This window comes from Bradyrhizobium sp. UFLA03-84 (assembly GCF_002289535.1).
Lineage (GTDB): Bacteria > Pseudomonadota > Alphaproteobacteria > Rhizobiales > Xanthobacteraceae > Bradyrhizobium > Bradyrhizobium viridifuturi.
On record NZ_NSJY01000005.1, the window covers coordinates 869,950 to 894,684 of the forward strand.

23 protein-coding genes are annotated in these 24,735 nt (G+C 64.0%); 12 read left to right on the plus strand and 11 right to left on the minus strand.

Translation table 11 applies throughout. The features are described 5' to 3' along the window. Positions 1-21: 21 nt before the first annotated feature. The 3 genes from CK489_RS06835 to CK489_RS40620 are packed head-to-tail and all read left to right on the plus strand — an operon-like array spanning position 22 to position 1,102. Entirely contained in the window at positions 22-411 is a 390-nt protein-coding gene (locus CK489_RS06835; protein WP_244486171.1) for a response regulator transcription factor, read from the plus strand. Between the two features lie 36 nt (positions 412-447). Beyond that, a complete protein-coding gene (locus CK489_RS41235) occupies positions 448-756 on the plus strand; it encodes a hypothetical protein (RefSeq protein ID WP_158226413.1) in 309 nt (102 codons plus the stop codon). A gap of 22 nt (positions 757-778) precedes the next feature. Beyond that, positions 779-1,102, plus strand: coding sequence for a hypothetical protein (locus CK489_RS40620; RefSeq protein WP_128089540.1), 324 nt, complete (start codon positions 779-781; stop codon positions 1,100-1,102). Between the two features lie 27 nt (positions 1,103-1,129). Here the strand turns inward: CK489_RS40620 and CK489_RS06840 are convergent, their stop codons facing one another. Next, the gene (locus CK489_RS06840; RefSeq protein WP_050628784.1) at positions 1,130-1,654 is read right to left on the minus strand and encodes a methylated-DNA--[protein]-cysteine S-methyltransferase; all 525 of its coding nucleotides are present in this window, start codon (positions 1,652-1,654) and stop codon (positions 1,130-1,132) included. A 210-nt stretch (positions 1,655-1,864) separates the two neighbouring features. Here CK489_RS06840 and CK489_RS06845 point away from each other — a divergent pair, with 210 nt between their 5' ends. The 3 genes from CK489_RS06845 to CK489_RS06855 all read left to right on the plus strand — a co-directional run bounded on the left by CK489_RS06845 (position 1,865) and on the right by CK489_RS06855 (position 5,036). Then, positions 1,865-2,227, plus strand: a complete 363-nt coding sequence (locus CK489_RS06845) for a DUF1304 domain-containing protein (protein ID WP_095731722.1) — start codon at positions 1,865-1,867, stop codon at positions 2,225-2,227. Between the two features lie 129 nt (positions 2,228-2,356). Beyond that, positions 2,357-3,577: an ABC transporter substrate-binding protein gene (locus CK489_RS06850; RefSeq protein ID WP_050628782.1), complete on the plus strand. Its 1,221-nt coding sequence runs from the start codon at positions 2,357-2,359 to the stop codon at positions 3,575-3,577. 232 nt (positions 3,578-3,809) lie between these two features. Continuing rightward, complete coding sequence (locus CK489_RS06855; protein WP_050628781.1) at positions 3,810-5,036, plus strand: ABC transporter substrate-binding protein; 1,227 nt, start codon at positions 3,810-3,812, stop codon at positions 5,034-5,036. A 227-nt stretch (positions 5,037-5,263) separates the two neighbouring features. Here the strand turns inward: CK489_RS06855 and CK489_RS06860 are convergent, their stop codons facing one another. After that, positions 5,264-5,689, minus strand: coding sequence for a DUF1330 domain-containing protein (locus tag CK489_RS06860; protein WP_050628780.1), 426 nt, complete (start codon positions 5,687-5,689; stop codon positions 5,264-5,266). 138 nt (positions 5,690-5,827) lie between these two features. Here CK489_RS06860 and CK489_RS06865 point away from each other — a divergent pair, with 138 nt between their 5' ends. Then, a complete protein-coding gene (locus CK489_RS06865) occupies positions 5,828-8,089 on the plus strand; it encodes a transglycosylase domain-containing protein (RefSeq protein WP_095731939.1) in 2,262 nt (753 codons plus the stop codon). A 187-nt stretch (positions 8,090-8,276) separates the two neighbouring features. On the opposite strand, the gene CK489_RS06875 is transcribed toward CK489_RS06865, so the two are convergent. From CK489_RS06875 to CK489_RS06890, 4 genes are all read right to left on the minus strand, one after another. Further along, the gene (locus CK489_RS06875) at positions 8,277-9,116 is read right to left on the minus strand and encodes a M48 family metallopeptidase (RefSeq protein WP_095731723.1); all 840 of its coding nucleotides are present in this window, start codon (positions 9,114-9,116) and stop codon (positions 8,277-8,279) included. A gap of 198 nt (positions 9,117-9,314) precedes the next feature. Next, positions 9,315-10,643 (minus strand): polyhydroxyalkanoate depolymerase, encoded by a 1,329-nt coding sequence (locus CK489_RS06880; protein ID WP_095731724.1) that lies wholly within the window; start codon positions 10,641-10,643, stop codon positions 9,315-9,317. A gap of 127 nt (positions 10,644-10,770) precedes the next feature. Next, entirely contained in the window at positions 10,771-11,595 is an 825-nt protein-coding gene (locus CK489_RS06885) for an ABC transporter permease (RefSeq protein ID WP_050628777.1), read from the minus strand. Then, the gene (locus tag CK489_RS06890) at positions 11,592-12,398 is read right to left on the minus strand and encodes an ABC transporter ATP-binding protein (RefSeq protein WP_050628776.1); all 807 of its coding nucleotides are present in this window, start codon (positions 12,396-12,398) and stop codon (positions 11,592-11,594) included. Before CK489_RS06890 ends, CK489_RS06885 begins: the two co-directional genes overlap by 4 nt. Positions 12,399-12,504: 106 nt before the next feature. Here CK489_RS06890 and CK489_RS06895 point away from each other — a divergent pair, with 106 nt between their 5' ends. Next, a complete protein-coding gene (locus CK489_RS06895) occupies positions 12,505-13,824 on the plus strand; it encodes an ActS/PrrB/RegB family redox-sensitive histidine kinase (protein WP_095731725.1) in 1,320 nt (439 codons plus the stop codon). Positions 13,825-13,943: 119 nt separating this feature from the next. Next, positions 13,944-14,498 carry an ActR/PrrA/RegA family redox response regulator transcription factor gene (locus tag CK489_RS06900; protein ID WP_021077587.1) on the plus strand — a complete coding sequence of 185 codons (555 nt, stop codon included), beginning with the start codon at positions 13,944-13,946 and terminating at the stop codon, positions 14,496-14,498. Between the two features lie 176 nt (positions 14,499-14,674). Here CK489_RS06900 and CK489_RS06905 read toward each other — a convergent pair whose 3' ends face one another. Next, entirely contained in the window at positions 14,675-15,157 is a 483-nt protein-coding gene (locus CK489_RS06905) for an MmcB family DNA repair protein (protein ID WP_095731726.1), read from the minus strand. 147 nt (positions 15,158-15,304) lie between these two features. Here CK489_RS06905 and CK489_RS06910 point away from each other — a divergent pair, with 147 nt between their 5' ends. Both CK489_RS06910 and CK489_RS06915 read left to right on the plus strand, forming a co-directional pair. Further along, positions 15,305-16,423 (plus strand): vWA domain-containing protein, encoded by a 1,119-nt coding sequence (locus CK489_RS06910; protein ID WP_050628774.1) that lies wholly within the window; start codon positions 15,305-15,307, stop codon positions 16,421-16,423. A 110-nt stretch (positions 16,424-16,533) separates the two neighbouring features. Next, on the plus strand, positions 16,534-18,225 hold the full coding sequence (locus CK489_RS06915) for an alpha-amylase family protein (RefSeq protein WP_095731727.1): 1,692 nt from the start codon (positions 16,534-16,536) through the stop codon (positions 18,223-18,225). A gap of 3 nt (positions 18,226-18,228) precedes the next feature. Here CK489_RS06915 and CK489_RS06920 read toward each other — a convergent pair whose 3' ends face one another. Further along, positions 18,229-19,836, minus strand: a complete 1,608-nt coding sequence (locus CK489_RS06920) for an alpha-amylase family glycosyl hydrolase (protein WP_095731728.1) — start codon at positions 19,834-19,836, stop codon at positions 18,229-18,231. Positions 19,837-19,931: 95 nt separating this feature from the next. Beyond that, the gene (locus tag CK489_RS06925) at positions 19,932-20,744 is read right to left on the minus strand and encodes an RMD1 family protein (protein WP_050628806.1); all 813 of its coding nucleotides are present in this window, start codon (positions 20,742-20,744) and stop codon (positions 19,932-19,934) included. Between the two features lie 175 nt (positions 20,745-20,919). Here CK489_RS06925 and CK489_RS06930 point away from each other — a divergent pair, with 175 nt between their 5' ends. Continuing rightward, positions 20,920-21,588, plus strand: a complete 669-nt coding sequence (locus CK489_RS06930) for an MBL fold metallo-hydrolase (protein ID WP_021077592.1) — start codon at positions 20,920-20,922, stop codon at positions 21,586-21,588. Between the two features lie 27 nt (positions 21,589-21,615). Here the strand turns inward: CK489_RS06930 and CK489_RS06935 are convergent, their stop codons facing one another. Next, positions 21,616-22,821 (minus strand): extracellular catalytic domain type 1 short-chain-length polyhydroxyalkanoate depolymerase, encoded by a 1,206-nt coding sequence (locus CK489_RS06935; protein ID WP_198960847.1) that lies wholly within the window; start codon positions 22,819-22,821, stop codon positions 21,616-21,618. Between the two features lie 230 nt (positions 22,822-23,051). Continuing rightward, positions 23,052-24,458 (minus strand): MFS transporter, encoded by a 1,407-nt coding sequence (locus CK489_RS06940; RefSeq protein ID WP_095731730.1) that lies wholly within the window; start codon positions 24,456-24,458, stop codon positions 23,052-23,054. Positions 24,459-24,735 lie beyond the last annotated feature (277 nt).

Here is a 24,735-nt window from a genome sequence, read left to right on the forward strand (position 1 = left end):
ACCGCCTCCGGGAAGACCTCTTTGTCCAATCCGCCAGTGATATCAATCATCGACGATGACGTCTCGGTTCGCACCGCGACCCACAATCTCGTCAGGTCGCTGGGCTATGCGGTCGAGACCTACGCGTCGGCCGAGGAATTCCTGCACTCGCCCCGCCTGAATGACACATCGTGCGTGATCACGGATGTCAGGATGCCGGCGATGAGCGGGCTCGACCTGCAGAGTCACCTGATTGCCAACGGACGCCACCTTCCGTTCATTTTCATCACAGCCTTCTCCGTCGAAAACGATCGCGCCCGGGCCCTGAAGGCGGGAGCGATCTGCTTTCTGATCAAGCCCTTCGACGGCGACGTCCTGATCAAATGCCTCGATACCGCGCTCGGCCAGCGCGGCGCCGCGACGGGCGATTGAGTTCAAATCAGGCTGATCGGACCGGTATACGCAAGGATGATGCCGGCAAACATCTGGACAGATTGTGCGGGGACGATGGTGGCGCGAGATTTCGCACCGTCGTTCTTCGAGAAGACCGGCGGCAAGGACCACCTCAGACATTTTGAATGGCAAATGGCAATTCCTCGGAGGGAGGTCGCCATGCGTGCGGAACCGCGCTGCGCCCAGTGCGACAGCGAAGAACCCAAGATCATCTGTTTGCGAAATCCGGCGGGTGAACGCTATTGCGGACGCCTCTGCCTCTACCAAGGTCAGCAGAACTTCATTCGCTGGTTCACGCGTTCGAATGCCGAGGCCGCATCATGACGTGCCGCTGCGGAAATCCCGGATGCAAGCGGCCCTTCGGGTTGATCCGGCACAGCTGGCACTTCGAGCAATTTTGCTCGGTGAAGTGCCGCGAAATCTACAAGCGGCAATTGGAGCGCAACAGGGCCTATTGGAGGTGGCTGTATCCCTTCGCCAGAACCTCCGGCCCATCGAAGAAAATGATCTGACGGCGAGGGGCATTTGTTTTGACGCGCTCAAGGGAGATCCCATGACGACGGTCGATGCGATGCTGGTAGGAGCGATCCTCGCATGGATGCCTTCGCTGATCGTATTCCTCTACATCGTGCGCGATCTGCGAAACATGCCGCGCGAGGATCTCGACTGATCGCCTCACCGGCGGACAATTCGCCCGCTAGACCTCCACGCCCTCGTGGCGCAGCAGCCAGCGTTTGCGCTCGAGGCCGCCGCCATATTTGACCAGCGAGCCGTTGGCGCCGATCAGGCGATGACAGGGCACGACCACGCTGATCGGGTTGGAGCCGTTGGCGTGGCCGACCGCGCGCATCGCATTCGGCATTTTCAGCCTCGCCGCCAGCGCGCCGTAACTCATGGTGGTGCCTGGCGGGATCTTCGGCAGCGCGTGCCAGACCTTCTGCTGGAACGGCGTGCCTGCGACGCGCCATTCGACATCCGCGAGCCGATCGAGATCGCCGCTGAAGTAGTCGCCGAGCGCCTTGCGCATCGCGGCCGGGGCGCGGCCGTCCCGCAGCGTCACGGAGCCGTAGTGCAGCCGCAGCAGGTCGAGCATGCGTCCTTCGTAGTCGTCCCAGTCGAGCGCGCGCAGCACACCATCATCATCGGTCACCAGCAGCGCGGTGCCGATCGGCGTCTTGAGGCGATCGAGGTTGAAGGTCTGGGCGGTCTTGCGGTCGGCCATGGTCGTCGCTCTGGAAACGGGTCGCTCGGCATACAATTCACCGCCCGCGTGGTAGCGTCCACCCGAATTCCGGCAGGAGCGTTTTCGAGCGAGCCTATCCCGCGCTAGATGCGGGATGGACACCGGTTCGCGTGGAGAAAACGCGTCGGAACAAGATCTTGAGCTTCGGTTCTGATTAGATCAGAACCGAAGCTCTTGGGGGGACCGAATATGCTTGTGATTGCCAATTTTCTGGTCGCGGTGGTGGCCGCGCTGCACATCTACTTCCTAATCCTCGAGATGTTTCTGTGGACCAAGCCGCTCGGGCTGAAGACCTTCCGCAACTCGCTCGAGAAGGCAACCGACTCGGCCGTGCTCGCCGCCAATCAGGGGCTCTATAACGGCTTCCTCGCCGCCGGATTGATCTGGGGCCTGATACACGGCAATGCCGCCTTCGCATTCCAGATCAAGACATTCTTCCTGCTCTGCGTGATCGTCGCCGGCGCCTATGGCGCCGCCACCGTGAGCCGCCGCATCCTTTATGTGCAGGCGGCTCCCGCGGCGCTGGCGCTGATCCTGCTGTGGCTCGCCTGACGCGACATCGCGCGCAGGGCGCATCGTCTTGCAATGCCCCTGCCCTTCCTCCATCATCCCTGGCAACGGTGACATCCGCTGGCCCAACGCTTGCGGACAAGATCACCGGCAACATGGGAGGTCACGGACATGAGGAGCGTGCAATTGCTCGCTGCGACAGCGCTTGCCATCGCGTTGTCGGTTACATCGGCCGCCGCACAGAAGAAATACGACATCGGCGCGACCGACACCGAGATCAAGATCGGCCAGACCGTGCCGTTCTCGGGCCCGGCATCCGCCTATGCCGGCATCGGCAAGACCCAGGCGGCCTACCTCAAGATGATCAACGACCAGGGCGGCATCAACGGGCGCAAGTTGAACCTGATCCAGTATGACGACGCCTATTCGCCGCCGAAGGCGGTCGAGCAGGTGCGCAAGCTCGTCGAGGGCGACGAGGTGCTGTTCACCTTCCAGATCATCGGCACGCCGTCAAATGCCGCCGTGCAGAAATACCTGAATGCCAAGAAGGTACCGCAGCTGCTGGCCTCCACCGGAGCCTCGCGCTTCTCCGATCCACAGAACGCGCCGTGGACCATCGCGTTCAACCCGAACTACCAGTCCGAAGGGCGCATCTACGCCAAATACATCCTGGCCAACCACCCCAACGCCAAGATCGGCATCTTCTACCAGAACGACGATCTCGGCCGCGACTACATCACCGGCCTGAAGAGCGGGCTCGGCGACAAGGCCGCCAGCATGATCGTGGCCGAAGTGTCCTACGAGCTGACCGACCCGACCGTCGATTCCCAGATCGTCAAGCTGAAGGCCGCCGGCGTCGATCTAGTCTATGACGCCTCGACGCCGAAATTCGCCGCGCAGGCAATCCGCAAGATCGCCGACCTGGATTGGCACCCGGTCCACATCCTCGACATCAACGCGAGCCCGGTGTCGGCGACGTTGAAGCCGGCCGGCCTCGACATCTCCAAGGGCATCATCTCGACCAATTACGGCAAGGACCCCGCCGATCCGCAGTGGAAGGACGATCCCGGCGTGAAGGCCTATTTCGCCTTCATGGACAAGTATTACCCGGAGGGCGACAAGCTCAACACCGTCAACACCTACGGCTACTCGACGGCCGAGCTCTTGATCCAGGTGCTCAAGCAGTGCGGCGACGACCTCACCCGCGAGAACCTGATGAAGCAGGTGACCAGCCTGAAGAAGTTCGTGCCGTCTCTCGCGCTGCCGGGCATGTCGATCACGACAGGACCGAACGATTATCGCATCAACAAGCAGATGCAGATGATGAAGTTCAACGGCGAGCGCTGGGAGCTGTTCGGCCCGATCATCGAGGACACCGGACCGGCGGGCTAGCACCCGTAACTATCTCCGGCGGCAAGAGCCGGCGCAGCGCCCCCGCTGCGCCGGTCTCTTTTTGCGGTGCCCCCTACTTTGGTTGACTGAAATCGCTCACCTTTTCGGCATTGCTCGTCTTGCGTCGCAGCAAGCGTTCCGCCAGTATCCCGGCCCAGCGATGGCGACCGCGGACCTTGAACCCGCGGACAAGATCATCGGCCAACATCAGTCACGTGAGGGAAACAGCATTATGAGGAACGGGATTTTCCACCTGGTCACGGGAACGGCGCTCGCGATCGCGCTGTCGGCCACGTCGGCCTACGCGCAGAAGAAATACGATCCCGGCGCGACCGACACCGAAATCAAGATCGGCCAAACCGTCCCCTTCTCCGGCCCGGCCTCCGCCTATGCCTCGATCGGCAAGACCCAGGCGGCGTATTTCAAGATGATCAACGACCAGGGCGGCATTAACGGCCGCAAGATCAATCTGATCCAGTATGACGACGCCTATTCGCCGCCGAAGGCGGTCGAGCAGGTGCGCAAGCTCGTCGAGAGCGACGAGGTGCTCCTGACCTTCCAGATCGTCGGCACGCCGTCGAACGCCGCCGTGCAGAAATATCTCAACGCCAAGAAGGTGCCGCAGCTGTTCGCGGCCACCGGCGCCTCGAAGTTCACCGACCCGAAGAACTTCCCCTGGACGCTCGGCTTCAATCCGAACTACTTCGTCGAGGGCCGCATCTACGGCCAGTACATCCTGAAGGAGCACCCGAATGCCAAGGTCGGCGTGCTCTATCAGAACGACGACCTCGGCAAGGACTATCTCAACGGCATCAAGGCCGGCCTCGGCGACAAGGCCGCCAAGATGATCGTGGCCGAAGCCTCCTATGAGGTCTCCGACCCGACCATCGATTCCCAGGTGATCAAGATCAAGGATGCCGGCGCCGACCTGTTCTTCTCGGCCTCGACGCCGAAGCAGGCCGCGCAGGCGATCAAGAAGATCGCCGAGCTCGGCTGGCATCCGGTCCACATCGTCGACATCAACGCCACCTCGGTCGGCGCGGTGTTGCAGCCGGCCGGCCTCGAGGCCTCCAAGGGCCTGATCTCGACCAACTACGGCAAGGATCCGGCCGATCCGCAGTGGAAGGACGATCCGGGCATGAAGCGCTATTTCGACTTCATGGCCAAGTACTATCCCGACGGCGACAAGAACTCGAACTTCAACACCTACGGCTACTCCACCGCCCAGCTGATGGTGCATGTGCTGAAGCAGTGCGGCGACGAGCTGACCCGCGAGAACGTGCTGAAGCAGGCCACCAACCTGAAGAACGTCGACCTCGACATGGCGCTGCCCGGCATCAAGGGCAACACCACGCCGAACGACTATCGCGTCAACAAGCAGCTGCAGATGATGAAGTTCAACGGCGAGCGCTGGGAGCTGTTCGGCCCGATCCTCGAGGACAGCAGCCCGGCGGGCTAGCGGTTCGCGCAGGTTTGAAATGCAATCGGCGGCCTCCGGGCCGCCGATTTGTTTTGGGGAGCACACACTCCCTCACCGTCACCCTGAGGAGCCGCGAAGCGGCGTCTCGAAGGGTCGGCGGCCCGGCTGTGGCCAATTCATCCTTCGAGGCTCGCCCAGCGGCGCAATGCGCCGCAAGGCTCGCACCTCAGGATGACGGGACGAGCATCGCGCTCAACGTCGTGCACCTACTTCGGAATCTCGCCGAAGTTCTTGCCGACCGGCAGCACCGCATGTCGGATCAATCGCGAATCCTCCACCGCGGCCTGGCGGTGCTTGACCGCCTCGCGATAAACGGGATCGCGGATCATTTCGACGAAGGCGGCGACGCTCGGATATTCGGCGATGAAGCAGTGGTCCCAGCGCTCCTCTTGCGGGCCGATCAGCATAAGTTCGAAGCGGCCCTGCCAGACGATGCGGCCGCCGAGCCGCTCGAACACCGGGCCACTCTCGCGGCCATAGGCGGCATAGGCCTCTGCGCCGGTTGCCTTGCGGCCATCGGGATAGGCCGCCCACTCGCGCAAGCGCACCAGATTGAGCATGTGGATCGGGCCTGGCCGGTTGTTGTCCCGGAATTGCGCAAACACGTCCTTGGTCGGATCGATATGGCCCATACGGTGCTCCCTGCTTCTTGTTCCAGCGTCATATAGCAACGCGCCGCCTCACCTCCTAATCCCGCGTTAAGCTTTGCGTAACCGCCCCTTAAACCGGGAACGTTAGCGTGCGCCCCTGTCAGGGTGTGAGCGTTGCGGATGGCGTGGGGACGTAAAAAAGGCGGTGGACGCAAGGAGCCGCTGTTCGGGCTTCCGGCCGCGCTTGCCGACCTCAGGCTGTCGCCGTCCGATCGCATTCCCGGCGGCGGCGACGACGAAAAGCCCGCCAAATCGAAACCCAAGAACAGCGCCGACAAGAGCAGCGATTCCGGTAGCGAGAGACCGCGCCCGTCGCGCAGCGGCAGCAAGCGGCGCAGCAAGTCGCGCGGCTTCGGCATCGGCCGGCTGTTCTACTGGACCGCGGTGCTCGGCCTCTGGACGGGCATTGCGGTGATCGGTGTCGTGGTGTGGGTCGGTGCGCATCTGCCGCCGATCCAGTCGCTGGAAATTCCCAAGCGCCCGCCGACCATCCAGATCGTCGGCATCGACGGCTCAGTGCTGGCGCAGCGCGGCGAAATGGCCGGCGCCAACATCGCGTTGAAGGATCTGCCGTCCTATCTGCCGAAGGCGTTCATCGCGATCGAAGACCGCCGCTTCTATTCGCATTTCGGCGTCGACCCGGTCGGCATTTTGCGCGCAGCCATCACCAACCTGCTGCATCGCGGCGTATCGCAGGGCGGCTCGACCTTGACGCAGCAGCTCGCCAAGAACCTGTTCCTGACCCAGGAACGCACCATGCAGCGCAAGCTGCAGGAGGCCGAGCTCGCGCTGTGGCTGGAGCGCAAGCATTCCAAGAACGAGATCCTCGAGCTCTACCTCAACCGCGTCTATTTCGGCTCCGGCGCCTATGGCGTCGAGGCCGCCGCGCAACGCTATTTCGGCAAGTCGGCGAAGAACGTGACCTTGCCGGAAGCCGCGATGCTCGCAGGCCTCGTCAAGTCACCGTCGCGGCTGGCGCCGAACCGCAATCCCGAGGGTGCCGAGCAGCGCGCGCAGGTCGTGCTGGCGGCGATGGCCGACGCCAAGTTCATCACCGAGGCGCAAGCGAAAGCTTCGATCGGCCAGCCCTCGATCGCGGTGAAGCCGGCGGGCGCCGGCACCGTCAACTATGTCGCGGACTGGATCGGCGAGGTGCTCGACGATCTGGTCGGCCAGATCGACCAAGACATCGTGGTGCAGACCACGATCGATCCGAAGCTGCAAGCCGTCGCGGAAGCCGCCGTGATCGACGAGCTCGCCGCCAAGAGCGTGAAGTTCAATGTCAGCCAGGGCGCGCTGGTGGCAATGACGCCCGACGGCGCGGTGCGCGCCATGGTCGGCGGCCGGAACTATTCCGAGAGCCAGTACAACCGCGCGGTCACCGCGAAGCGGCAGCCGGGCTCGTCGTTCAAGCCGTTCGTCTATCTGACCGCGGTCGAGGCAGGGTTGACGCCGGATACGATCCGCACCGACGCGCCGCTCGACATCAAGGGCTGGAAGCCGGAGAACTACACCCACGAATATTTCGGCTCAGTGACGTTGACCCAGGCGCTGGCGATGTCGCTGAACACGGTCGCGGTGCGGCTCGGCGTCGAGGTCGGCGCCAAGAACGTGGTGCGCACCGCGCACCGGCTCGGCATCTCCTCCAAGCTCGAGCCCAACGTCTCGATCGCGCTCGGCACGTCGGAAGTGTCCGTGCTCGAATTGGTCGGCGCCTATGCGCCGTTCGCCAATGGCGGCTACGCCGTGTCGCCGCATGTGGTGACCAGGATCAAGACCAGCTCCGGCAAGCTGCTCTACGATCGCCCCACCGATCCGCCCAACCAGGTGATCGAGCCGCGCTATGACGCGATGATGAACAGCATGATGCGCGAGACACTGATCTCGGGCACCGCGCGCAAGGCCGAGATCCCCGGCTGGACCGCCGCCGGCAAGACCGGCACCAGCCAGGATTATCGCGACGCCTGGTTCATCGGCTACACCGCCAAGCTCGTCACCGGCGTCTGGCTCGGCAATGACGACAACTCGCCGACCAAGAAGGCGACCGGCGGCGGCCTGCCGGTGGAAGTGTGGAGCCGCTTCATGAAGGCGGCGCATCAGGGCGTGCCGGTCGCGGCGATCCCGAACTCGCAAGGCAGCTGGGCACCGGCGAACCTGATGCAGATCTCGTCGCAGATATCAGCGCCTTCCGCGCCGGCGGCACCGATGCAGATCCAACCGCCGATGCAGGCGCCGCCACCCGCGCCGGTGCCGTCCGGCGGCTATTATCGCCAGCCATCGCCGACACCGGCCCGCGCCGCGGCGCCGCCACCTAACCCCAACGCGCGGCCCGAGGCCGCAGCGGGGCTGGATGGCTGGCTGGCTGATCGGTTGTTTCGGTAGGCGTTAGGCGCACGGTCTCACCACAACGCCAACTGTCATCCCCCGCGAAAGCGGGCGATCCAGTACGCCGCGACTTATCCGTTGAAAACAAGCGCCTCTGGAATACTGGATCGCCCGCTTTCGCGGGCGATGACAGCAGAGGTAGCGGAGACAGCGGCCCGGATGGGTAGAGCGGAGCGACCGCCGCCTACTCCTGGATCCCGTAGCGGTGCAGGTCGTTGCCGTGGGTGTCGAGCCAGTTCTTGGCGCGCGTGACCGAGGCGCAGACCTTGTCGACCACCCGCCAGAACCGCGCCGAATGGTTCATCTCGACGAGATGCGCGACCTCGTGCGCGGCGAGATAATCGAGCACGAAGGGCGGCGCCAGGATCAGGCGCCACGAGAACGACAGCGACCCCGCCGACGTGCACGAGCCCCAGCGGCTCGACTGGTCGCGGATCGAAATCCGCCGCACCCGCACGCCGAGTTCCGCGGCGTGCAGTGTCGCCGCCTTTTGCAGATCCTTGCGCGCCTCGCGCTTGAGGAAGTCATGTACCCGGCGATCCATGTGCTCGACGCCGCCGGCGACGCAAAGGATCTTCTCGCCGCTGTCCCGCGTCTCGGTCCAGACCGTGCCGCGCTCGCCCGAGCGATGCACCAGCCGATGCGGCACGCCGCGCAACGGCACCACGGTGCCGGGCTGAAACGGTGCGGCCTTTGGCAAACGGCCGAGGCGCGCAGCGATCCAGCCGCCATGGACGTTGGCAAACTCCTTCGCCTCGACGATGGTCCCGCGCGGCGGCATGGTCAGGATCGCTTCGCGATCGGTCGGATGGATCCTGAGCGTATAGCGGCGCGCGCGCCGGTGCCGACGCAACCTGACGGTGAAAAACTGGGAGCCGTGTCTGACCAATACGGTCGCGGGTTCGGCAGGCCGCCGATAGAGGAGCGCGCGAGTAGCCATGTCTGAGAGTCCGGGGAGCAGGAGTTCGCCCGAACTTTGCCATATCCGCCGCCAGGGAAAGCGCTCGGCGCAAAAACAAATCATTTGCCCAATATACAGGGGTCGGGCGTTAATTGGCCTCTACCGGCAGGGGTCGGAACCGGAATTTTTCCGATGAATCAAAGTCGCGAAAAAGGCCCAAGAGATGAAATTAAATTCATCACTTGAGCCTTGCCCGATTTGAGATTCTTTTAGCTAAATCAGTGACTTGTGCGACCGCGAAAATCGCGGCCGGGTCGATACCTATTCGGCCGCGGCGACCAGGGAAAGCCGCGTATTGGCCGCCGAAACCATGAAATCGGAGATCCGCGGCACGATTTCGGAGCGGAAACGCGAGCCGTTGAACACGCCATAGTGCCCGACGCCCTTCTGCACGTAGTGGACGCGGCGGTGGTTCGGAATCGCGGTGCAGAGCGCATGCGTCGCCTCGGTCTGACCGAGGCCGGAGATGTCGTCCTTCTCGCCCTCGACCGTCATCAGAGCGACGCGGCGGATCTTCGACGGATCGACCGGCTTGCCGCGATGGGTCATCTCGCCCTTCGGCAGCGCGTGCTTGACGAAGACGAGGTCGACGGTCTGCAGGTAATACTCGGCGGTGAGGTCCATCACCGCGAGATATTCGTCATAGAACTCACGGTGCTTGTCGACGAGATCACCGTCGCCCTTCACCAGATTGGCGAACAGCGCCTTGTGCGCGTCCATGTGCCGATCCAGGTTCATGCTGATGAAGCCGTTGAGCTGCAGGAAGCCCGGATAGACGTCGCGCATCACGCCCGGATGCGGGAACGGCACCTTGGTGATGACATTGTTGCGGAACCAATCGATGCCGCGCTCCGCCGCCAGATCGTTGACAGCGGTCGGATTGCGCCTTGTATCGATCGGGCCGCCCATCAGCGTCATCGACAACGGCACGAACGGGTCGCTGTTGGCTTCCATGACGGAAACGGCTGCCACTACAGGCACCGAGGGCTGGCACACCGCTACAATATGCATGTTGCCGCCGAGCGCGTGCAGCATCTCGATCACGTAGTCGACGTAATCGTCGAGATCGAACCGCCCTTCCGCGAGCGGCACCATGCGCGCATCGGCCCAATCGGTGATGTAGACCTCATGCGTCGGCAGGAACGCCTCGACCGTGCCGCGCAGCAGCGTCGCATAATGGCCGGACATCGGCGCCACGATCAGCACGCGCGGCTGCGGCGCGCGCAGCGGGCGCGTCAGCTTGCGATCGAAATGCAGCAGGCGGCAGAACGGCTTTTCCCAGACGGTGCGAACCTCGACCGCCGTGCGGATGCCGTTGACCTCGGTGGTCGGCAGGTTCCAATCCGGCTTGCCGTAGCGGCGCGTGGTGCGCTCGAACAGCTCACAGCCGGCGGCGACCGACTTGCCGAACTCGGTGTGCGTCCACGGATTGAGCGGGTTCTGAAACAGGATCTTGGTGGCGTCGGTTACGGCGCGTACCGGATTGAGCGACGCATGCGCCATCTCGTACATCCAGTATAGCGGCGTCGTGAGTGCCGGGCTGCCTTCCGCCGCTAGTGGCGGGGCACCGCCAAATTCACCGATGGGCATTGTATCTTCAGACCCCTGTTTGCGCCGCAGCATACTGACCAATGCGTAACATTGCGTCAATGCGCCGCAAACCGAATCTGGGGTCGATATCGGGCTAAAACACCGGGAATCCACGTGAAAGTGACATTTATTCACCACCCCCGAGCAGCGATCCGTTGCGCTTGGCGCTCTGTAAAAGGGCAAGGAAGACCGCAAAAGAGGCAGCGAACAGGATGGCATTGATGACCAGCGCCCACGCCATCAGGTCGGCGCGGAAGACGTGGTCGATCAAGAGCGCGCGCATGCCTTCGAACACATAGGTCGGCGGCAGCGTCCAGGCGACCACTTGCAGCCAGGCCGGCAGCACCTCGACCGGATAGTAGATGCAGGCGAGCGGCATCACCGCGAACATCAGCGTCCAGACGATGCTCTCGGCCCCGAGCCCATTGCGCAGCACGAGGCCCGAGGCGAACACCCCGACCGACCAGCTCGTGAAGATCAGGTTGCAGAAGAACGCGATCAGCGGCAGCCCGATGGCGTAGAAGTTGAAACCGAAAAAGAACAGCGCCATCAGCGTCATCGGGATCACGCCGATGGCAAGCCGGATCAGGCTCATGATCATCAGCGAGAGCAGGAATTCGATCGGCTTCAGCGGGCTCATCATCAGGTTGCCGAGATTGCGCGCCCACATCTCTTCCAGGAACGAGATCGAGAAGCCGAGCTGGCCGCGGAACAGGATGTCCCACAGGATCACCGCGCCGATCAGCGTGCCGCCCGCCTTGGCGAAAAAGCCCGATGCCTGCGAGATGTAGTTCTGCAGGAAGCCCCAGGTGATGATCTGCAAGGCCGGCCAATAGATCAGCTCCAGGAGCCGCGGCCATGACGACATCAGGAGGTACCAATAGCGCAGCACCATCGCGTTGATGCGTTGCAGTGAAATGGCGCGCGGCTGATGGCTGACGATCTCGCTCATGGTGTCTCTTCCCGTACCCGGCCGCGCGCCACGTCGAGAAACACCTCCTCCAGCGTGTCGCGATTGTAGCGCGCCATGATCGCTTCCGGGCTGTCGTCGTCCTGGATCTTGCCGCGCTTCATGATGATGACGCGGTCGCAGAGCCGCTCGACCTCCAGCATGTTGTGCGACGCCAGCAGGATGGTCGCGTTATGGGTCTTGCGGTAGGTCTCGAGATGCTGTCGCACCCAGTCGGCAGTATCCGGGTCGAGCGAGGCGGTCGGCTCGTCGAGCAGCAGCAGGTCCGGCTCGTTGATCAGCGCCTTCGCCAGTGCGACGCGGGTCTTCTGCCCGGCCGAGAGCTTGCCGTTGGAGCGGTCCAAAAATTCCTTGAGATCGAGATCGGCGGCGAGCTGGTCGATCCGCTCGCGCAGCTGCTGCACGGCATAGAGACGGCCGAAAATCGTCAGGTTCTGCCGCACCGTGAGCCGCATCGGCATGTCGACATACGGGCTCTCGAAATTCATCCGGCCGAGCACGTCGTAGCGCTGCTCGGGGATTTTCGCGCCCAGCACGCTGACGCGGCCCGAGGTCGGCAGCACCAGCCCCATGATCATCGCGATCGTCGTGGTCTTGCCGGCGCCGTTGCCGCCGAGCAGGCCGGTGATGCTGCCGCGCGCGATGCGGAACGAGATATCGTCGACCGCGCGGGTGGTCTTGTAGACCTTGACCAGATGCGCAACGTCGATCGCGGCCGACCCGCCCTGATCGGCCGCAGGCGGCTGATTGGGCGCTTGCGCCTGACCTGTCCCGCGCTGTTGCATATGGGCGTCATTGAGCCATTGCGACAATAAGCGCAAGGCTTGGCCCGCATCCTTGCGCTAAGTCGCGAATTTGTGCGCCGCCCACGGCAAAGCTAAAGTCCCTGACATGACCGACGTCGTCTCCGATTTCCGCCAACCCCGCCGCTATGTCCGCCTGGATACGATCCTGCGGCTGCGCTGGCTCGCCGCGCTCGGCCAGCTCGTCGCGATCTTCGTCGTCGCCCAAGGGCTGGAATTCGACGTTCCGATCGTGCCCTGCGTCATCATCGTGACGTTCTCGGCGCTGCTCAATCTGGCGCTGCAGATCGCGTTCAATCCGATGCAGCGGCTGGAGCCGGCCTATGCCGCGGCCCTGCTCGCCTTCAACATCGTCGAGCTCGGTGGTCTCCTGTACTTCACCGGGGGCCTGCAGAACCCGTTCTCGTTCCTGTTCCTGGCGCCGGTGCTGATTTCCGCCACGGTGCTGCCGATCCGGCTGACGATCGCGCTCGGCTGCCTTGCGGTCGCCTGCGCCTCGGCGCTGTTCTTCTATCATCTGCCGCTGCCCTGGGACGGCGACGATCCCCTGGTGCTGCCGCCGATCTATCTGATCGGCGTCTGGCTTTCGATCCTGCTCGCGATCGGCGTCACCAGCCTCTATGCGTTCCAGGTGACCGAAGAGGCCCGCCAGCTCTCCGATGCGCTCGCCGCAACCGAGCTGGTGCTGACGCGCGAACAGCATCTGACCCAGCTCGACGGCCTCGCCGCCGCCGCCGCGCACGAACTCGGCACGCCGCTGTCGACGATCTTCCTGATCTCGCGCGAGCTCGAGAAGACGGTGCACGACCCGGCGATCGCCGGCGACCTCAAGACCGTTCGCGAACAGGCGCAGCGCTGCCGCGACATCCTGAGCAAGATTGCGCAATTGTCATCGAGCGGCGCGCCGTTCGACACCATGAAGCTGTCGACCCTGATCGAGGAGGCGGTGGCGCCGCATCGCGATTTCGGCATCAATATCAAGGTGCGGCTTGCTGTCGCAGCAACGCGCGAACCAGTCGCCGCGCGCAATCCCGCGATCCTCTACGGCGTCGGAAACATTCTCGAAAATGCGGTCGATTTCGCGCACCAGACGGTCGAGGTGAACGCGTGGTGGAACGCCGAAACCATCGAAATCGTCGTCTCCGACGATGGCCCGGGCATCGCGCCGGACATGCTGAAGCGGATCGGCGAGCCGTATCTGTCGCGCCGCCGGGGCGCCGATGAGGCCCAAAATGCACGTGGCGGCTTGGGCTTGGGGGTTTTCATCGCAAGGACATTGCTGGAACGCACCGGAGCCAAGGTCTCGTTTACCAATCGGCCCTTCCCCGATCACGGCGCCGTGGTGCAGATCGTCTGGCCGCGCGAGCGCTTCGAGGAAGCAGCGGGAGACACGGAGACGCCATCTTAAGAACGGTTCTTAATCGTACCTCTGGCATACCGGATGCAGCCACCGCGACTTTCGGCTGCCTTGGCAGCGCCCCAGTGCAACCCCATATTTAGCGGGTCTATCACAGGGAAAAATGGATCGTGAACGCAATCGCTGAACTGAATGACCATGCTGACAAATCGCTCCTCATCGTCGAGGACGACAAGCCGTTCCTGGAACGTCTGTCGCGCGCGATGGAGACGCGAGGCTTCTCAGTGAAGTCATGCGATACAGTGTCCGACGGCATCGCCGAGATCGGCCGCGCCGCCCCCGCATTCGCGGTCGTCGACCTCCGCCTCGGCGACGGCAACGGCCTCGACGTCGTCTCGGCCTTGAAGCGCAAGCGCCCCGAGGCGCGCGCCATCGTGCTGACCGGTTACGGCAACATCGCGACCGCCGTCACCGCAGTGAAGATGGGCGCCGTCGACTATCTCTCGAAGCCCGCCGATGCCGACGACGTCGTCGCCGCGCTGCTGGCGACCGGCACCGAGAAATCCGAGCTGCCGGCCAATCCGATGTCGGCGGACCGCGTGCGCTGGGAACACATCCAGCGCATCTACGAGATGTGCAACCGCAACGTCTCGGAGACCGCGCGCCGTCTCAACATGCACCGTCGCACCCTGCAGCGCATCCTCGCCAAGCGCGCGCCGCGCTAAGCGATCGCTTCATCTGTTTTCGCGATGGCCGGGCTCAGCCCCGGCCATTTGCTTTTGTAGGATGGGTAGAGCGCAGCGAAACCCATCAACTTTCCCCCGCACGGAGACATGATGGGTTTCGCTGCGCTCTACCCATCCTACTCGACCAACCGCAATGACGGATCGAGTGCTCGCATTTAAAACTCATGCCCCTGCGGATCGACGAGGCGGTTGATCCGCTGTGCCGCCGCCATCGCAAACCGTACGGTCATCGCCTTGCGGGTGGCCGCCGGCAGGCGGTGCTCCGGCGCCTCGCAGTGCAGATGCGCGCCATAGGCGTCGGCGATGATCAGGCCGGTGTCGACCGGGAATATCTCGCACGGCAGGTCCTGCGTGAAGGCGAAGAACAGCCGGTCGCAATGCATCCGGTAGTCCTGCCATTTCTGGTCGGCGCGCAGATCCTCGATCGATGACTTGATCTCGACGATCCAGATCTCGCCGCGTTCGTTCAGCGCGACCAGATCGGCCCTGCGGCCCGACGGCAGCGGCAATTCGCTGATGCAGGAAAATCCCAGCGATCGCAGAAGCCGCGCGGTGCCGCGGGCGATCGCAAGCGCGGTCTCCGACTGGCGTCGGTCGGGCGCGGGCACAAGTACGATCTGGCGGGCGGGTGACTCCATCCAAGAAGATTAGCCGATTCCATCATCCAGCGGCAGCGCCGGAATCGGCCGTAAATTCGCGAGGATCGCGCCTTGATTCCGGCCTCAAGCGACCGCGAAGCCGGTGGAACCTCGGTTCCGAGGGACGAAACACTGGAGGAGAGACCCATGCGGTCACGCATCACACTTCGCTCATTCGTCTTCGCTCTCGCAACCCTTCCGCTGTCAGCCGGACTGTCCTCGGCCATCGCCAAGCCCGTGGTCGAGGTCGCCTTCGTGCTCGATACCACGGGCTCGATGGGCGGATTGATCGAGGGCGCCAAGCGCAAGATCTGGTCGATCGCGACCGCGATCGTCGATTCCAATCCCGACGCCGACATCAGGATGGGCCTGGTCGCCTATCGCGACATCGGCGATGACTATGTGACGAAAAAGGTCGAGCTGACCCGCGACATCCAGGACCTCTACGCCAATCTGCTGGAATTGAAGGCGCGCGGCGGCGGCGACTGGCCGGAGAGCGTCAATGAGGCGCTCGACGTCGCCGTCAACAAGATGCAGTGGACCCAGGAACGCGACGGCACTCGCATCGTATTCCTGGTCGGCGACGCCCCGCCGCACATGGACTATGCCCAGGATACCAAGTACCCGGTGACGCTCGCGGTCGCGAAGCAGCGCGACATCATCGTCAACGCCGTGCTCGCCGGCAACGCACAGGATACCGAGCGCGTCTGGCGCGATATCGCGCAGAACGGCAACGGCGAGTTCATCCCGATCCCGCAGGACGGCGGCCAGATCGTCACCATCGAGACGCCGTTCGACGAGGACATCATCATCCTGCAGCGCGAGATCAACGGCACGGTGATCCCTTATGGCCCCCGCGCGCAGCAGAAGCGCACGGAATCCAAGACCCACCAGCTTGCGAGCGTCGCCGCGGCTTCGCCGGCGCGCGCCTCGGAGATGGCAAGCTTCATCAACAAGCGCGCCAAGGTGACGTCGGAGGCGGTCACCGGCGACGGCGACCTGGTTGCCGACATCGCGGCCGGCCGCAACGAGATCGCCAAGGTCAAGGACGAGGACCTGCCCGATAATCTCCGGGCCATGAAACCGGAGGCACGCAGCGCCGAGATCGACAAGCAGATCACCCAGCGCAAGGCGCTGAACGAGAAGCTCGCCGCCCTGGTCGCCAAGCGCGACAAATATGTCGTCGAGCACCGCAAGAGCGCGCCGAAGGCATCGTCGTTCGATCGCGTGGTCGAGGATACGCTGAAGGCGCAGATCAAGCGGTAGCAACAGGGCGAGGAGTGTGGTCCCGCAGCTTGCGGGACCACACTCTGGGCAGGAACCCGTCGCCGCCTCGCCGCTTATCTTCCGGCCCTCACGGGAGAGGATAAAGCCTGGTGATCGACGACCTCTGGTACAAGAACGGCGTGATCTATTGCCTGTCCGTTGGCACCTACATGGATGCCAACGGCGATGGCGTCGGCGACTTCAGCGGCCTCCTGCGGCGCCTGGATTACCTGGACGGGCTCGGCATCACCACGATCTGGTTGATGCCATTTCAGACTTCACCCAACAGGGACGGCGGCTACGACATTTCGGACTATTACGGCGTCGATCCGCGCTACGGCACGCTCGGCGATTTTGTCGAATTCACCCATGGCTGCCAGCAACGCGGCATTCGCGTGATCATCGATCTCGTCGTCAATCACACCTCGGATCAGCACGCCTGGTTCAAGTCGGCACGGAGTTCGAAGGACTCGCCCTTCCGCGACTGGTATGTCTGGTCGGACAGGAAGCCGGCCAACGCCAACACGGGCATGGTGTTTCCCGGCGTTCAGAAAACGACCTGGACGCACGACAAGCAGGCGGGCGCCTGGTACTTCCATCGCTTCTACGACTTCCAGCCGGACCTCAACACATCGAATCCGCACGTGCAGGCCGAGATCCTCAAGATCATGGGGTTCTGGATCCAGCTCGGCGTCTCGGGCTTCCGCATGGACGCCGTGCCATTCGTGATCGCGACCAAGGGCGCATCGGTGCGCAAGCCGGTCGAGCAATATGACATGCTGCGATCGTTTCGCGAATTCCTGCAATGGCGTCAGGGCAACGCGATCATCCTCGCTGAAGCCAATGTGCTGCCCGAGACCGATATGGAGTACTTCGGGCGCGACGGCGACCGCATGCAGATGATGTTCAACTTCCACGTCAATCAACATCTGTTCTACGCGCTGGCATCGGCCGATACGAAGCCGCTGGCGAAGGCGTTGACGGCGACCAAGCCACGGCCGGCGACCGCGCAATGGGGCTTGTTTCTGCGGAATCACGACGAGCTCGACCTCGGCCGCCTCACCAAGGCGCAGCGCGAGACGGTGTTCAAGGCGTTCGGTCCCGACAAGAGCATGCAGCTCTACGGCCGCGGCATCCGTCGGCGCCTTGCGCCCATGCTGGGCGGCGACAGGCGGCGCCTGGAGCTCGCTTACAGTCTGATGTGCACCCTTCCCGGCACGCCCGTGATCCGCTACGGCGATGAGCTAGGCATGGGCGATAATCTCGACTTGCCGGAGCGCACTTGCGCGCGCACGCCGATGCAATGGTCGACCGAGCCTCACGGCGGCTTTACCGAGAGCGACCGGCCATGTGTGCCCGTGATCGACGAGGGTCCCTATGGCTATGAACACGTCAACGCAGCCAAGCAGCGGCGCGATCCGAATTCAATGCTGAACTGGACCGAGCGCATCATCCGTATGCGCAAGGAAGTCCCCGAGATCGGCTGGGGAGACTTCAAGGTCATTAGTACCCGAAACCCTGCCGTGCTGGTCATTCGATACGACTGGCGCAACAACTCGGTATTGTTCGTGCACAATTTCGCGGAAAAGCCGCTCGAGATATCGTTCAACGTGGGGCTGCCTGACGACGCCGGCAAGCTGCGGGTCAATCTCCTGACCGAGGATCACAGCCGCGCCGATGATGGCGGTCGTCACAAGCTCCTGATCGAAGCCTACGGCTATCGCTGGTACAGGGTCGGCGGGCTCGACTACCTGCTCAAGCGCAGTGACATCGACACCAAGACGCCCCGCACGTCGCGCTAGACATCAGTCATCCTGATGCGGCCCGAGGATCATGCCCTCGTTGGCGCGCAGATCGAGGACGCCTTCGACCTTCTCGCCTTGCCGGTCCATGAAAGTCGACAGCAGCACCTCGTTGCTGAAGCCGATCGCACTGGAGGAGACCGACGCGGGAGCTGCGCCGAAATTCAGCGCGATCACGGCCACGCCCTCCGCGCTGCGGCGCCGGAACAGCAGCACATCGCCATGGGCCGCCACAGGCTCGTAGCTGCCATGGATGAGTTGCGGCAGCCTGCGCCGCAGCGCGATCAGCGCCTTGTAGAGGTTGAGGATCGAGCTCCGCTCCGCCTCCAGGCTTGCGACATTGTCACTTGCGAAATCCCGCGCGAGCGGCAGCCATGGCGTAGCCGTCGAGAACCCGGCGTGAGGCTCGGCGCTCCATTGCATTGGCGTGCGGCAGCCGTCGCGACCGACGCCGAGACCGGGCACGTTCTTCTCGAACGGATCGCGCACCTGGTCCGGCGCAATCGCCACCTGGTGCATGCCGATTTCGTCGCCGTAATACAGCGTCGGCGTGCCGCGCAGCGTCAGCAACAGCATCGCCGCCACCGGTGCCTGCGCCGGTCCCACCCGGCTCGCCACCCGTGGCCGGTCGTGATTGCCGAGCACCCAGTTCGGCCATGCACCGGGCGGCAGCGCCTTTTCGTAATCGGCGATGATCTGCTCGACCGCACGCGCGCTCCACAGGGTCGACAGCAGAGCGAAATTGAACGGCATCTGCGCGCCGCGCAGATCGTTGCCGTAATAGGCCACCAGCCGGTGCAGCGGCAGATAGATCTCGCCGATCAGCACGCGGTTGTCGAACTCCTCGGTGACGCGGCGCATCTCGGTGATGACGGCGTGCACTTCGAGCTGATCGGTCGAATATTGCGTCAGCACCTTCTCGTGCGGCGGCCGGCCCTCGCGGTAATGCGGGTTCGGCGGGTTGTCGCGGAATTCGGCGTCCTTGATCAGGTGCCAGATCACATCGACACGGAAGCCGTCGACGCCCTTGCGTAGCCAGACGCGCATCACGTCGTAGATCGCATCCCTGACCTCGCGATTGCGCCAATTCAGATCGGGCTGCTGCGCCAGGAAGGCGTGATAGTAATATTGGCCCGAGGCCTCGTCATAGGCCCAGGCGCTGCCGCCGAACTCCGACAGCCAGTTGTTCGGCGGACCGCCATCCGGCGCTCCATCGCGCCAGATGTACCAGTCGCGCTTCGGGTTGTCGCGCGAGCTCCTCGCCTCGATGAACCAGGGATGTTGGTCGGAGGTGTGGTTCGGCACGAGATCGAGGATCAGCTTGAGGCCGCTATCGTGCGCGGCCGCGACCAGCGCGTCGAAATCCTCCATCGTGCCGAACAGCGGATCGACGCCGGTGTAATCGGAGATGTCGTAGCCGAAATCGGCCATCGGCGAGGTGAAGATCGGCGACAGCCAGACCGCGTCGACGCCGAGCCGGGTCAGATAAGGCAGCCGCGAGATGATGCCCCTGAGATCGCCGACGCCGTCGCCATTGCTGTCCTGAAACGAGCGTGAATAGACCTGATAGAAGATGCCGCGCCGCCACCAGTCCCGCTCGTCCTGATCCATCCCATTCCCCCTCGCTCGTGGCCCCGTGTCCCCGGGGGTTGTCCGCGTTCAGGGATGACGCACAATTCGGGACAGAAAGATGGCGCTGCAGCGCGTCAGTGGCGGGCCATCGCCAGCTGATAGATGGTGATCAGCACCTCGAACAGGATCAGGAAGACGATGATCAGCTCCAGCCGCAGCGAGCGGCTGGTGTCGATGATATCGGTCAGCACCTGTGCGGTCTCGGCCACGACTGCGAGCTTGCGGTTCAGCGATTCCGCACGCTCCTTCAACTCGTACTCGTCCTCGAGCCGGGCATAGAGCCGCTCGAGCTGCGGCTTGTCCCAGAGGATGTCGGGCTTCTCCGAGACCTCGACCGGACCGGCCACGCGATGCCGCACCAGCAGCGCGTTGCCGATGTGCTTGAGGATCGCGACGCGGCCGCCATGCACACGGCCGCCCTTGGCGAGCTCGCGCGCAAGCGGCTCGGTGGTGTCGAAGACGGCGCGGACCTCGCGCTCGTGCCGCGCCAGCACCACGCTCTTGGCCAGCGCCTCGCCGACCAGGATCAAGCGCTCCGGCGACAGGCTTTGCAGATAGATCGGACCGCCCGGCGGTATCTGGTCTTCCCGTTCGGCGGCGAGCTCGATGATCGCGATCTCCTCTTCGCGCCGCGTGAACAGGCCGGTCATGCGCGATTGCAGGCTGCGGAGGAATTCATCCTCCTCCAGCGCATTGAGGCCGATCAGGACGACGACGCCGTAGCGGAACAGGATCGCCACACCATTTTCATTGACGCGAAACGCCAGCGGCGTCGTGGCCAGCACGTCGCCGCGCTCGAGGCCGGACGTGTTGATGCGGTCCGCGACGAAGAAGGCGCGGGCGGTGGTCCGGGGTCCGCCGAGCGGTGAGTTGGGAGCCTGGGTCATGAAATTCCGGACTGCGAGGACTTGACGCATGATCGAGAGCAGCCGCCGACCGGCCTGCTCACGATCCTGTTCTGCTGCGGGCGACCTTATCACGGTCCGTTTTGGGATCACACGCCGGGTCCGGCGCATTTCCCGTGCGTGTTGACGGCACTGCCCGGAAGCCTATGGTGCCCCCATGACCGAGACAACCGACACCAAACCGAAGGCCGGCGCGATCATCGTGCCGGTGACGCTGTTCGAACAGAACTGCACCATCATCTGGCACGAGCCGACCAAGAAGGCCGTGGTGATCGACCCAGGCGGCGACGTGCCGAAGATTCAGGCCGCGATCAAGCAGACCGGCGTGACGGTCGAGAAGATCTGGCTGACCCACGGCCATATCGACCATGTCGGCGGCGCCGCCGATCTGCGCGATGCGTTGCAGGTCAAGATCGAGGGCCCGCATATCGCCGACAAATATCTGCTCGACAACGTCGTCTCGAGCGGCGAGCGCTTCGGCATGACCGGGGTACGCAATTTCGGTCCGGACCGCTGGCTCGACGAGGGCGATCAGGTCTCGATCGGCGATCTGACTTTCGACATCCTGCACTGCCCCGGCCATTCGCCGGGCAGCGTGGTGTTCTTCAACAAGGAGCTCCGCTTCGCCCATGTCGGCGACGTGCTGTTCGCCGGCTCGGTCGGGCGCACCGACCTACCCGGCGGCAGCCACCCGACGCTGATCCAGTCGATCAAGCAGAAGCTGCTGCCGCTCGGCGACGATGTCGGCTTCATCTGCGGCCACGGCGCTGGATCGAGCATCGGCCAGGAGCGGATGACGAACCCGTTCCTGACCGGCGAGATGTAGCCGCGCGCTTCCTGTTTGAGCTTGATCTCAGGGCTGCTTCATCAGCCCCGCGGCGGTCAGCGCCCGCGTGATGACGCGGCTGATATTGACGCCGTTGCTCTGCGGCTTGCCCTGCTGCTTGGCTTGCCCCTTTCCCGGTCGGCCGCTGCTGCGAGCGCTTGCAGGCTCGGGTTTGTCCGCAGGCACGGGTATGGTCATCGAGATCGTGTCGGCGTTCTCGCGCGGCACTCCGGTCGGCGCGATCTGCGGCTGCCGGACCTTGTCGGTCAGGCCGAAGAAGCTCGCGATGTGATAGGACGAGGAGATCCCGGCCTCGATCAGGAACGCGCCCTCGACGCCGTAACGCTCATCATTGCCGGCGAGCCCGAGCGGCGTGCCGTGCGCCATGTCGGTGATCGAGTAGGATTCGACCAGCGTCTCGCCGTCGGCATTCCACCACACCTCGCGCGGATGGCCGTCGACGTCGGCTTTCGACATCGCCGCAAGCGGCAGGTCGTGCAGGTCGAGCCACTGCCGGACAATCGCATCGGCATTGCCCGGATGCACGGTGCGATCGGCGCTGCCGTGCCACACCGAGATCCTCGGCCAATCGCCCTTGTGACTGGACGCCGCGCGCACGAGGTCGCCGAGCTCCGGCGCCGACAATGCGCTTCCCTGCATCATGGCGCCGAGCGCCTCGCGCAGATTGCCGGCAGCGCCGAACGGCAGCCCGGCGATGACGGCGCCGGCCGCAAACACATCCGGATAGGTCGCGAGCATGACGGTCGCCATCGCGCCACCGGCGGAGAGGCCCGTCACGAAGATCCGGCGCGGATCGATCTTGTGCGCCCCGGCGATGTGACCGACCATCTCCCTGATCGATGCGGCTTCGCCCTGGCCGCGCGCGATGTCGTCCGGATCGAACCAGTTGAAGCAGGTGTTGGCGTTGTTGGCGGACTGCTGCTCCGCCATCAACAGCGCGAAGCCGTAATGCTTTGCCAATGTCGACCAGCCGGCGCCGAGATCGTACGACGCGGCGGTCTGGCCGCAGCCATGCAGCACGACGACGAGCGCGGGCGATCGCGCCAGCTGCTCGGGCACGTATGAGAACATCTTCAGCGCGCCGGGATTGGCGCCGAATTCGGTCGTCTCGACGAGCGGCGTCGGCACGGCCGGCGCAAGCGCACCGAGGCCGTTGAACGCGCTCATCTTCGGCAGATGACGCAGAAATTCGATGTTGTTGACCAGCGACAACAGCAACTCCTGAGGTGATTTATTCTTGGGTGTCACCCGATCAGATAATTGCTGCACTGCGAAATAAAAAGGCCGTGTGCTGTCTTTCCCCGCGGAATCCCGCGGAATAGTGAGATTCGGCGTTAACGCGCGATCGGAACCGGCCAAAGGTCCGGATCGCTCGAAATAGTTGCCTCAGCACCTTGTTTGAGCATGAACTTTTCGAAAATAGCGCACCGGCGCCTGCGGATTCATGCGCTGGCGCGGCGCATCCATGACAGAAATACGGCTGAAATTGATATCGACAGCACAAACAATGCGCATGCCGCAAACAACGCCAGATGTGCCGATCTCGCGCTCTCGATGGCGAAGAAAACCGCGCCGATCGCGGCTACGCCGGCCGCATTGCCGATCTGCGTCGTGGTGCCGTACATGCCGGAGCCGGCTCCGGCGCTCGCCGGCTTCACGCTCGACAGCACCGCGCTCGACAGCGGCGCCATCACCAGGCCCTGGCCGTAGCCGAAGATCATCAGCACCAGGGCGAGCAGCGGCGCCGACGGCGCTGCGATCGCCTGAACCGTCGCGACCAGCACGCCGAGACCGACGATCTGCAGCGCGCAGCCCTCGATCAGCACCAGAGTGCCGCGATGCCTGGCGCGCATGCCGCTGTGCCGCGAGGCAATCACGAAGGTCAGCGCCAGCGGCACGAACACCAGTCCGGCCTGCAAAGGCGGAATCTGCAGGCCCTTCTGCATGAACATGGTCATGACCAGGTAGAACGACAGGTTGGCGAAGAAGAAGAAAAACACCGCGACCAGCCCGCGCATGAAGGCAGCATCCGACAGCAGCGACAGGTCGATCAGCGGCATACCGCCGCGGCGCGCAACGCTGCGCTCGAGCTGCACGAAAGCCGCGATCACGGCGACACCCGCCGCCATCACCAGCCAGACCCACGCCGTCCAGTCGAGATCGTGACCGAACAGCAGCGGGCCGATCAGGCACAAGAGGCCCACGAACAGCACGATCGCGCCGGGAATATCGAGCCGCGTGCCGGCACGGCGCGGCATCGTCGGCATGATCCTCAGCGCAGCGGCGATGATGACGACGCCAAACGGCACGTTGACGAAGAACACCGCGCGCCAGCCGAGGCCGCCGAGATCGAGCGTCACCAGCACGCCGCCGAGCATGAATCCGGCGGCGCCGGCGAGCCCCAGCACGATGCCGTAGATTGCGAAGGCCCGCGCGCGGGCGGCGTCGGAGAACAACAGATGCAGCGTCGCCAGCACCTGCGGCACCATCAGCGCCGCGGTCGCGCCCTGCGCAAGCCGTGCGATGATCAGCTCGGGTCCGGACTGCGCCAGACCGCACCACAGCGACGTCACCGAGAAGCCCGCGACGCCGGCGACGAACACGTTCCTGGTGCCGTGGATATCGCCGAGCCGGCCGCCGGTGACCACCAGCGTGGCATAGGCGATCAGATAGATCGCGATGACGGCCTCGATCTGCGCCGGCGTTGCGTGCAGTTCGGCTGCGATCGTCGGGATCGCGACGTTGACGATGAAGGCATCGACGCCGAACATGAACTGGGCGGCGACGACGATCGCCAGCACCCACCAGCGGCGGGAGGTCTCCGCGCGCGTCGCAACGATCTGGTGCATGCCCTGTCCTGCCCGAAATGACGTTACGGCCGACATCAACAGATTCCGGTCATCCCTTCGATTACCTCGGACGTAAGCGTTGGTTCACGGGCGCGTCATCCATCGCCATCCCCCACCTGCCCGCGCTCCGCCGCGCAATTTGCGTTGATGCGCTGGGAAACATTCCGGAGCGCGGCAATCGCCACTGATTTGCGCAACAACCATGCGGGCGCCGCAGGCTCGGAGCATTGCGTTGCCCCGGGGCACCCCGTAGGTTGGCGGAAAGCCCCCGATAACA